Below are 10,468 nucleotides of genomic sequence, written 5' to 3'. Positions count from 1 at the left end.
GTTTACGGGGCAGTTGCTAAAAACAGCGTCCACGTGCTGAGGAGCACGTATCTCATCTTGAGCACACTCATAATGGATTCCTTCAGGTTTGTGTTCGTTCAATTTTCGTCCCCGTCTGGTCTGGCTTTGTTGAAGTTCAATCGAGAGGTTCCTTGGTGATAAAGCGCCAAGCGTACGACAGCTTCCGCCGCTGCGCGCGCAAGGAATGGCGCAAAAAATGAGGCTATCCGGACATAACGACCCCGCTCAACAATCGGTTGCTGATGCCCTCCTAGCCAACCGAATCCCCCCCTTTTTCCAGTGAAATCGTGGCCCAGCCACGGCAGTTGCATGCTATCAATTTGATTCGGTGGGAGCAGGCGGGATCGAGACAGCGGCAAGAGCCATAGGCAATGGCAAGCAGGCACAGCCTCGAATAAGGCTCCCTTCCCCATGCCAAGTTCGCAGCCGACGTCTAAGTATTTTTTCTTCTATCCAACCATCTCTTCCGACGATATTGCATTGGATAGCCCCAGATGGGGCGAAAACGAGATGAGGGTGCCACCGGCTCGAGGATGACGGCGAGATCGCGCTATCGTGTCCACCACAGGGCCAGCCCGATGAGCAGAGGCCCGGACCGTTAATCCAGATGGTAACCCCCCATCGACTCGACATTGACCCTTGGCTACGACTGGATTACGGGAGCTACGGGGAGTAAGGCGGGCATAACTGCCGAAATAAGGTCGTGTGGACCAAGTGTGGGCATTGACGCAAAAACAAAAAGGCCACTATCGCTAGTGGCCTTCGTAAGTATTTGATTTTAATGGTGCCGAGGCCGGAATCGAACCGGCACGACGCGAACGTCAAGGGATTTTAAATCAAAGGAACTCGTTTGCATCTCATTGCATGAAATAGCAAGCAGATGGAGCGAGTAACACAGCAAGTTCGCAACAAATCGCACCCCGTCATAGAACATCGCATACCGCTTATCACAGAATTCGCAAAGATACGCCGGCGTGTTGGTCTTGCCCCCGATCTGATAATCTCTGAGCCTTCGCATTTGCAATCGTTTCAGTCGGAGTCCCCCATGGCAGCCTATTCCCCTCCCTTCACCCTGACCCACGCCATGTTGAGCCGGGTGGCGGAGATCGCAGAATTGGTGGGGCAATGGCGCTCGACGCAGAGCTCGCAAGTGCCCATGCTACGCCGGGAAAACCGGATCCGCACCATCCAGGCATCCCTGGCTATCGAGCACAACACCCTGAGCCTGGATCAAGTCACGGCAGTGATCGACGGCAAACCTGTACTGGGATTACCCCGTGAGATCCAGGAGGTGCGCAATGCCTTTGCCGCTTATGAAGCAATGTCGGCTTGGGCCCCTACCTCTTCTGCGGATTTGCTCAGGGCCCATGAACGTTTGATGCACGGGTTATGCGACGATGCAGGGCAATGGCGTAGTGCTGGGGTCGGCATCTATCGGGGTGAGCAATTAGTACATATGGCTCCCCCCGCGACTCAGGTTCCGCGTCTGATGGAACAACTGATGCAATGGTTGGCAGAAACAGAGGCCCATCCCTTGATCGCCTCTTGTGCCTTGCACTACGAGTTGGAGTTTATCCACCCCTTTTCCGATGGAAATGGTCGTATGGGGCGCTTGTGGCAAACGGTGATCTTGAGCCGTTGGCAACCAGTGATGGCCTTCCTGCCGGTGGAAGCGATCATCAAAGAGCGCCAAGAGCACTACTACCACCAATTAAGTCTGGCCGACAGGCTGAGTGACTGCACCGATTTTATTCTGTTTCTGCTAGAGGCGCTGCGAGATGCGTTGACCGAGGCGATTGCCGCACAACCGGCATCACAGTTCACACAGCTGGAAAAAATGCGGGTAGAAACGCCGGTAGAAATGCGGGTAAAAACGCCGGATGCGGTGTTGGCTATCTTGGTGGCTGAGCCGACCTTGACCCTTAAACAAGTAGCCGAGCGGATAGGCAGATCGACCAGCACTGTGGAGCGAGCGGCGGCGGCGTTGGTTAAGGCAGGACGATTACGCTTTGTTGGTCCGCGCAAGGGTGGGCAATGGGAAGTGTTGTCATAGGACAGCTTGCTAAGGCCACCGAGTGTGTTACTACAGCCGCCCAGCTTCCGGGTTGTATCAGTAGACATACAACCAGCCAAGTAAACCCAAGCGCAACGAACCCCATTTGCGCACAAAGGGGGCGCAGTAACTCTCTGTTTTATCTCACTAACACCACAAGGTGTAAGATCTCCATTGGGGATAATCAGATACTGTGATACTTGCCCCACATCCCAATGGATAGACTCCTATAGGTCAGCTAACCTGTCCTCACCACATCCCCAAAAGATGCATGAAATGGAATTCTCGTCGCTCGCGGTATCTATTCTCGCAACTTCTGGCTTGTTCTTGGGCCCGATTTTCTTATCTGTCGGGATCATCTTGTTAATAAGAAAAAGGCTTCGCTCACATAGGGTCAGCCCGTTGACCGCCGACCTGCTCAGGCCAGCGGGTCACACCCTGCAACAGCAAATCCAGGACCTACAAATAGATCTCTTTTCCCAAATGCTATTCACGCCATTGACCCTGATGATGATCGGGTTCTACCTCTTGTTACAGAGCTATATCGATAAGAGGGCTATGAGCACGACTGTGATGCTGATTTCCGGGATCGTGATGCTGGGTATCTTTATCTATGGCACAACCAAAACTTACAAAATGGCCAACAAGGTTCAGCACCTCAAGCTAGGTTACTCCTGTGAACTTGCGGTTGGCCAGGAGCTGGACCAAATCGTTAGGCCCCAACACCACCCCTATCGGGTTTACCACGATATCCCGTTTGATGGATTCAATATCGACCATTTGATCATCTGCCCTAACGGGGTCTTTGTCATCGAGACTAAAGGCCGCTCCAAACCCATCAGCCATCTCTTCCGGCCCCTGATAGCTAAAGTCCGTCACGTAATCGAACAGCCACCTGTCTTTACGCTTGAGCAGCCGTATTTCTACCGGATGAAAGCCGCCACGGACCGGGCCGTAATCCGGGTCTCGGAAGTTGAAGACCAGACTAGATTTTCCCTTCAGCACCATTCCAGATCTAACCAGTTCCTGATCCAGAATACTCATCAATGCCTGACTGACAGGCAGGGCAAAATCGCCCGCAAATGGGATCGTCATAATCACCTCAGATTGGTTGTTGGAGGGCTCACCCTTGGACAGGTGAGTGCTATGCAGGGGTTATTCGATGGTAGAAGATACGGTACAGAGCTCATTGGTTAGCGAACCCAAGCGCTCAAGGTAATCAGGCACCAGTTCGTGCAGCATCGGATTGCCGTCTGCCTTCTGGACCAACTTCAGCCCGTCCGAGCGCAGAATGGCTGATAAGAATCCGGCGTTATTGGCACTGCCACCTTTAAACAGTCGCTTCATAACGCTGGATTTAAACGGCTTGTCTGCGGGCAAGGAGCACAACACACCGTCAATCGCCGACAGCGCAATCCACTCCTTGCTATGCAGACCCCCACCCTGATTGCCGGTGATTTTCAGGAACAGCTCGCCACTCTCTTCATGACGACCAATGGCATAGAAAATCAAACCTTCTGATCGGGCACTGAGTTTCTCGGCGGTATGGTTGAGCAAGGTGTGTATGGGTGCAGGGCCGCCGGGCACGGAGTCTGCGGTGTCGCCGGGTCCAGGCCTGGCCTTGTCGGCGTCAGCCGCAAGGGCTGGCGAGAGGGGGTCGGCGCAGCCGCTTGCTCCGGATGTGAGTGGGGGCTCTGTGGTTGGCGCGGTGTCGGGGGTGTTTGATGCTGCTGCCGTATTACTGACAGATTTAGGGGTCTCTTCAACGCGGTTTTTACGGGGTCTTGTCATGATAGTTTCCTTACAACATCGTTAGATAACCAGAGATTGCGATCTCCAGATCATCGGTAGATGGGTCATAGATAAAGGGTCATAGATAAAGGGTCATAGAAAACGCGATAGCGTGGCAGGACCGACTCCATCACTGTCACAGTGATCTCATTCGATCTTTCGCGGATTGACGGTGGTGCGACTTAACCGGCAGTGCGGCTAATGCCGAGGTGATGACTGATAAGTCATCCAGATAACCGGCAAATGGAATGGGATCTGGTACCACGTCGAACGGGTTTACCAGATAAGCCAGCGCACCGATGATGAGCGCATAGCACCAGACCGGCAGATCGCCATCCGTGAGCAAGACATACAAGAGCACGGCCTTCTCCAGCAGCTCCTTAATTCCCTTGATCTCTTTTAACTTGCGCATAATGTCGCTATGGCTGGGATTACTCATGGTGCATCGCCTCCAGGGTGGGAAGCAGCGGTGCATCTGAGTGGATCAGCAGGTAAATTCCCGCCCCCTCATCGTTGAGAATGGCCAGCAGCAGACGCCAATCTTCGGATATGGCGAATTCTTGCTCCGGGTAACGCAAACCGAACATCACCTGATTCTGGGTATGCTGTGGCATGGCCTGGAACTCACTCATCGAGTCAGTCATCTCGATAATGACCAGACTACAACCGGTCGCGTCCCAGAATGCCCTCGCCTCCTCTACTGATGAAAAGGGCTCGATAATTTGCTCCATGACCGAGGCGTGGAGTGCCGGGTAGGCCGCGAGCAATGACTCCTCCGGCCATTCCATACAAGTTTTCATCGTTTTTCTCTCCAACAAAAAGGCCCTTAAGCTCAGATGAACTTAAGGGCCTGGGAACTGTGAAATGTGGACCAACAGCCGATGTGACAGCGCTGTCTGGTAATTAATATCTGTTTATAAACAATACCTTTTCGGTCACTCTGCCTGGATCATCGACGAGAGACCTTCGCTGATATTACGACTGCGCTCAGAAGTCAGCTTTGCATACCGCTGGGAGGATTGAATGCTGGCGTGGGCCAGTTGCGCCTTGACATCATACAGGCTGTATTGCCCGGAAGAGACCAAGGCACTGGCGACAGAATGACGAGCCGTATGGAAGCAGACCTCATCGCGGTCTTCGATACCCGCTTTCTGCAACACCCGTTCATAGGCACATCTGGGTTCACCAATGGGCTTGCCCTGACATCGAATATGCTGGCTCGCGAATACATAGGGATTACCGGCTATTCTGGGGAGCTTCTCCAGAATATCGATAGCCAGCGCACTCAGATAAATGATCCGGCTCTTGCCATTCTTGGTCAGGGGTACGAACAACGTCTTATCCTCCCAGTTCACATGTTCCCATTTAGCGAGTAACACCTCTGATTTTCTTGCCCCCGTCAGGTAGAGCATCGCAATGAAGCTGCCTGCGGCTTGATTGCGATCCTGCAATGCCACCTCAATGACCCGTTTCATCTCTTCAATCGATAGGAAGCGTGTCCTGGCATTGTCCTCCTTCAACAGCTTGATCTTGGCCGCCTCGTTGGTGTCCAGAATGCCCCAGCGCACCGCATAGCTACCCATGGTCTTTAACTGGGCCAGCACACGGTTGGCGGTACTCGGTGCGTAGGCCGTCTGCTGAGGGTTGTTAGGGTGAACCATCTCCGATTGCAACTGCAGGACATCCATCGCCTTGAGCTGTCGGTAACGCATGGCCCCAAAGCGTGGTTCTATGTTGTGTTTGAACCGCTGAATATCGCTGTTGATCGACCGCTTGCCGATGGTCTTGAGGTGCGGCAAAAAGGTCTGCCAGAAGAACTCCGAAAGGGTGGGCTCAGTTTTGTAGCTATCCCGCTCTGCTACCGGGTCGATGCCTTCTGCCAGCATCGCCTTGTACTTGCGGGCAATGGTCCTGGCTTGGCTCACATCGATATCGCCGAATCGTCCCAAAGCGATGCTGCGCTTCTTGCCCTGGAGGGTATAGCGCAGTAGGAAACGCTTACTGCCCTGGCTTTTTCCTGACAAGAGTTTTAAGCCAATGACCTCTGTATCGGAGAACTCCAGTTCAGTAGCGCCTGCGTCTCGTTGTTGTGCGGGCAAAGCCTTGATGGCTGCATTGGTAAAGCGAAATTTGGTCTGCATAGATACCTCCGATGATAGGTTGGATCATGGGATTAATATCTGTTTCAAAGGGGGTTCAATGCGGGTTTGGGAAGTGCGCGGCCAAGACGTAACAGCACGCCACGCTTGCCTTAGTACCAGAGACAGACCCCGGAAAAGTCCGGAGCAGTAGCCTACCAAACGTCCTTGGCTATGTTGGAAGACTGAGCAGGTTGTTCGCAACGAATTGCAGGAAGTAGTAAATCGCTTAGACAAGAAATGGACAAGAAAGGAAAAGTGAGAGAGGGGAAACGCTGGGGAGCAGAAACAAAAACGACGCAATGAAGCGTCGTATCTGTTTAATCTGTAAGGCTTTTTTCTTCAATTTTAATGGTGCCCGAGGCCGGAATCGAACCGGCACGACGCGAACGTCGAGGGATTTTAAATCCCTTGTGTCTACCGATTTCACCACTCGGGCACCGCAATCGGTATCAAGTCCGCGTACGGGCTTGTCAATATGGAGGCACGTTCCGGAGTCGAACCGGACTAAACGGATTTGCAATCCGCTGCATAACCGCTTTGCTAACGCGCCATGCAAAAGAGAGTTGGCTCTCGATTGTCTGAATTTGGAGCGGGAAACGAGACTCGAACTCGCGACCCCGACCTTGGCAAGGTCGTGCTCTACCAACTGAGCTATTCCCGCATTGGTCTGGCTGACTGCCTGACTACGAGAACGCATTCTAGCGATGTTCCTCGTCCAGTCAACCAAAAACATTTAATACGCTGATCGTTCGGGCATTTTTTGCCCTTCCCCCACATTTTTGCCACTCATGGCCGTTTCCCGGCCCCAACGACAAGGAAACAACCATTTGCCCATGGGCAGACTAGAAGCGGGAGTGGTAGGTCAGATCGCCCCAGGCGGCTTTCATGTACTGGAACATGGACCAGAAGGTCAGCACGGTGGCGACATAGAGCAGCACGTAGGAGAGCCACACCAACCAGATGTCGTACTGCCAGATAAGGCCGGTCAGCGACACCATCTGGATCATGGTCTTCCACTTGCCAATCCAGCTGACCGCCACCGAGGAGCGCTTGCCGAGCTCCGCCATCCATTCGCGCAGGGCGGAGATGATAATCTCGCGGCCAATCATGGTCATGGCCGGGATGGTGACCCAGATGGTGTTGTAGTGTTCGACGATGACCACCAGGGCCGCGGCCACCATGATCTTGTCGGCAACAGGATCGAGGAAGGCGCCGAAGGCGGTTGACTGGTTCAGCTTGCGGGCGAGATAACCATCAAACCAGTCGGTCGCGGCCGCCAGGATGAAGACAAGCGCGGCCGCCAGGTAGGACCACTGATAGGGAAGGTAGAACAGGATGACGAAGACGGGGATGAGCAAAATCCGAAAAAACGTCAGCAGGTTAGGAATATTTGTCATTATTTTCAGCCACTTCTTGTATGCCGCTACATGGTAGCCCCAAGCCGATCACCGTTGCAACCGGACAGGCGCCCGCCTTGGTCTATTAATCCGTCAATAACCTCAGGATGCATGCCATTATGGCATTTGCGGGCCCCCTGCGTCACGGCTCTTGTGCGGCCGGAGCCGGTTTGCGGGATCCACATCAACTGCAAGCCACTCTGGGTTACCCTGGTCAGACCCGCTCCTGACTGATGCCGGATATCCGATTGCTCCGAACGCCGCCAGCCCGGAATAAGCCTGTTTATTCAGGGTTAGAGCGAGTGCAGGGCGTCGTGGATGGACTGGGCAAGCTCCTGGCTGATGCCGGGCACCTTGGCGAGCTCGTCCACCCCTGCCTTCTTTACCTCCTGCAAGCCGCCCAGATATTTGAGCAGCGCCTGCCGCCGCTTGGGCCCCACCCCCGGGATATCCTCCAGGGTACTGGTGGTGCGGGCTTTCGCCCGTCTCGCGCGGTGGCCTGTGATGGCAAAACGGTGGGATTCATCGCGAATGTGCTGAATGAGGTGCAAAGCGGGCATATCTGCCGGCAGGTGCAGCTCTTCGTGGCTCTCCCCCAGGATCAGGGTCTCCAGCCCGGCCTTGCGGGTCACCCCCTTGGCGATGCCCACCAGCAGCGGGTATTTGCCACCCAGAAACTCCAGCTGGCGCGCCAGGATCTCCTCGGCGCGGCGCAACTGGCCGAGACCACCATCGATAAACAGCACGTCAGGCACCTTGTCCGGCTCCTGCTGCTTGCCAAAGCGCCGCTCCAGCGCCTGCTCCATGGCGGCGTAGTCATCCCCGCCGGTGATGCCGTCGATATTGAAGCGCCGATACTCGGAGCTGAGCGGTCCCTCCCGGTTGAACACCACACAGGAGGCCACGGTGCGCTCCCCCATGGTGTGGGAGATATCGAAACACTCCATGCGGGCGATGGGACGCTCCAGCTCCAGCAGCTCCTCCAGCTGGTCGTAGCGGGCGGTGATGGTGCTCTTGTGGGCGAGGCGCGAGCGCAGCGCGGTCTGAGCATTGATGGAGGCGAGCTTGATGAAGCGGGCCCGCTCGGCGCGGGTACGGCTCTGCACCCGCACCTTGTAGCCGGCGGTCTGGCTCAGGGTCTCGGCAATGACATTCTCGTCTTCAAGCGCCACGTCCAGCAGCACCTCGCTCGGGATCTGCCGCCCCCCCTGCCCCGACAGATAGAACTGCAGCAGGAAGGATTGCACCACTTCGTCGAGGGGGGTATCGGCCGGCACTTTCGGGAAGTAGCTGCGCGAGCCCAGCACCTTGCCCTGACGGATGAAGAGCACGTGGATGCAGGCGGTTCCCTGTTCGAAGGCCACCCCCACCACGTCGAGCTCGTCCAGCACGTTGCCGCTCACCGACTGCTGCTCGGTGACCCGGCGCAGGGCCTGGATCTGATCCCGGTAGCGGGCCGCCTCCTCGAAGCGCAGATCGCCGCTGGCGGATTCCATCTTGCCGACCAGCTCGCCTATCACCTGCTGGTTCTTGCCCGCGAGGAACAGCTTGGCCAGCTCCACCTGCTGGGCATATTCGGCCTCGCTCACCAGCCCCGCCACGCAGGGGCCGGCGCAGCGCTTGAGCTGATAGAGCAGACAGGGACGGCTGCGGTTGGCATAGACCGCGTCTTCACACTGGCGCACCTGGAAAATCTTCTGCATCAGGTGCAGGCTCTCACGCACCGCACCGCTGGAGGGGTAAGGGCCGAAGTACTCCCCCTTCACCTTGCGGACACCGCGATGCACACCGATGCGCGGGTGCTGGTGCGCGGTGATGATGATCCAGGGGTAGGACTTGTCGTCGCGCAGCAGCACGTTGTAGCGGGGCTGGTACTGCTTGATGAGGTTGTGCTCGAGGATCAGCGCCTCTGTCTCTGTGTGGGTGACAGTGACCTGGATGTCGGCTATCTGGCGCACCAGGGTGCGGGTCTTGATGCTGTCGACATTGGTGCGAAAGTAGGAGGCGAGCCGTTTTTTCAGATCCTTGGCCTTGCCCACGTAGATGACGGTGCCACCGCCGTCATACATACGGTAGACGCCGCTCTGGTGAGTCACGGCACTCAGAAAGGCCTTGCTGTCAAAAAGGGGCTCGGGAGAGAGGGTCATCGGCAACTCGACTCAACGGATGAATGCAAAAAGACGGGGAGAGCATACTGCGCCGGGGCGGCAAAAAGCAAAAAGGCGGCACAGGCCGCCTTTGATGGCTATACGCCGCCCGTTACAGGGTATCGGCATCCAGCATGCCATAGCGAATTGCCAGATGGGTCAGCTCCACATCGCCATTGATGTTGAGCTTGCTGAACAGCCGATAGCGGTAGCTATTGACCGTCTTCGGGCTCAGGTTCAGTTGCTCGGAGATGTCGGTCACCTTCTGCCCCTTGGTGATCATCATCATGATCTGCAGCTCACGCTCGGAGAGGGGCTTGAAGGGATTCTCGTCCGCCGAGGCAAACTGGCTGAGTGCCATCTGCTGGGCGATTTCGGGGGAAATGTAACGCTGGCCGGAGTGCACCAGGCGAATGGCGTGGATCATCTCGTCCGGCGCGGCCCCCTTGGTGAGATAACCGGCGGCCCCCGCCTGCATCACCTTGGTGGGGAACGGATTCTCGGAATGAATGGTCAGCACAATGATGCGCACATCGGGCCGGATCCGCAGGATCTTGCGGGTCGCCTCCAGGCCGCCGATGCCCGGCATGTTCATGTCCATCAGGATCACGTCAGGGTGATGCTGCCGACAGAAGGCCACGGCAGTTTCCCCGCTCTGTGCCTCGCCCACCACCTTGATCCCGCGGACATCTTCCAAAATGCGTCTTATCCCTGTACGCACCAACTCATGATCATCGACCAGGAATACATTAATCACCCAAACACCCCGTTTTTTATCTCGTTATATGCCAGTTAGGGTTAACACGGCGTCTTGCATCATAACCAAACTCGTTGATTTGGCAAACCATGGCCGGGAAAAGTTTGAAAGCGCTCGTAAAAGCCGTTTTAAATCAAATTATTACCTGATTACCCATGATT

General features: G+C 55.6%; 9 protein-coding genes, 3 tRNA genes and 1 pseudogene. 2 read left to right on the top strand and 11 right to left on the bottom strand.

The features are described 5' to 3' along the window. Positions 1-1,066: 1,066 nt before the first annotated feature. Together BN1127_RS01995 and BN1127_RS23035 are read left to right on the top strand one after the other, a co-directional pair. Entirely contained in the window at positions 1,067-2,074 is a 1,008-nt protein-coding gene (locus tag BN1127_RS01995; RefSeq protein ID WP_041206994.1) for a Fic family protein, read from the top strand. Positions 2,075-2,341: 267 nt separating this feature from the next. Next, positions 2,342-2,851, top strand: a pseudogene (locus BN1127_RS23035) (nuclease-related domain-containing protein); the annotation flags it as partial. Here the strand turns inward: BN1127_RS23035 and BN1127_RS23030 are convergent. The 11 genes from BN1127_RS23030 to uvrY form a co-directional block, all read right to left on the bottom strand. After that, on the bottom strand, positions 2,738-3,169 hold the full coding sequence (locus BN1127_RS23030; RefSeq protein WP_331418917.1) for a DUF2787 family protein: 432 nt from the start codon (positions 3,167-3,169) through the stop codon (positions 2,738-2,740). The pseudogene BN1127_RS23035 and the gene BN1127_RS23030 sit on opposite strands and share 114 nt — an antisense overlap. Positions 3,170-3,229: 60 nt before the next feature. Then, positions 3,230-3,865 carry a hypothetical protein gene (locus BN1127_RS21020; RefSeq protein ID WP_042648291.1) on the bottom strand — a complete coding sequence of 212 codons (636 nt, stop codon included), beginning with the start codon at positions 3,863-3,865 and terminating at the stop codon, positions 3,230-3,232. Positions 3,866-4,001: 136 nt separating this feature from the next. Next, positions 4,002-4,304, bottom strand: a complete 303-nt coding sequence (locus BN1127_RS01980) for a YkvA family protein (RefSeq protein WP_025201450.1) — start codon at positions 4,302-4,304, stop codon at positions 4,002-4,004. Then, positions 4,297-4,653, bottom strand: a complete 357-nt coding sequence (locus BN1127_RS01975) for a hypothetical protein (RefSeq protein ID WP_034523852.1) — start codon at positions 4,651-4,653, stop codon at positions 4,297-4,299. Before BN1127_RS01975 ends, BN1127_RS01980 begins: the two co-directional genes overlap by 8 nt. 147 nt (positions 4,654-4,800) lie before the next feature. Next, entirely contained in the window at positions 4,801-6,006 is a 1,206-nt protein-coding gene (locus BN1127_RS01970) for a tyrosine-type recombinase/integrase (protein ID WP_021139619.1), read from the bottom strand. 349 nt (positions 6,007-6,355) lie between these two features. Further along, positions 6,356-6,442 (bottom strand) — tRNA-Leu (locus tag BN1127_RS01965). A 40-nt stretch (positions 6,443-6,482) separates the two neighbouring features. Next, positions 6,483-6,556: transfer RNA gene (locus BN1127_RS01960), tRNA-Cys, on the bottom strand. Positions 6,557-6,591: 35 nt separating this feature from the next. Next, positions 6,592-6,667: transfer RNA gene (locus BN1127_RS01955), tRNA-Gly, on the bottom strand. 181 nt (positions 6,668-6,848) lie between these two features. Continuing rightward, entirely contained in the window at positions 6,849-7,403 is a 555-nt protein-coding gene (gene pgsA, locus BN1127_RS01950; RefSeq protein ID WP_042648290.1) for a CDP-diacylglycerol--glycerol-3-phosphate 3-phosphatidyltransferase, read from the bottom strand. Positions 7,404-7,696: 293 nt separating this feature from the next. Further along, a complete protein-coding gene (gene uvrC / locus BN1127_RS01945) occupies positions 7,697-9,550 on the bottom strand; it encodes an excinuclease ABC subunit UvrC (protein WP_042648289.1) in 1,854 nt (617 codons plus the stop codon). Between the two features lie 112 nt (positions 9,551-9,662). After that, positions 9,663-10,307, bottom strand: a complete 645-nt coding sequence (gene uvrY / locus BN1127_RS01940) for a UvrY/SirA/GacA family response regulator transcription factor (protein WP_042648288.1) — start codon at positions 10,305-10,307, stop codon at positions 9,663-9,665. Between the last annotated feature and the right edge of the window lie 161 nt (positions 10,308-10,468).

The organism is Aeromonas media (assembly GCF_000819985.1).
Taxonomy (GTDB): Bacteria; Pseudomonadota; Gammaproteobacteria; order Enterobacterales; family Aeromonadaceae; genus Aeromonas; species Aeromonas media.
This window is presented reverse-complemented; position numbering and strand designations above follow the sequence as displayed.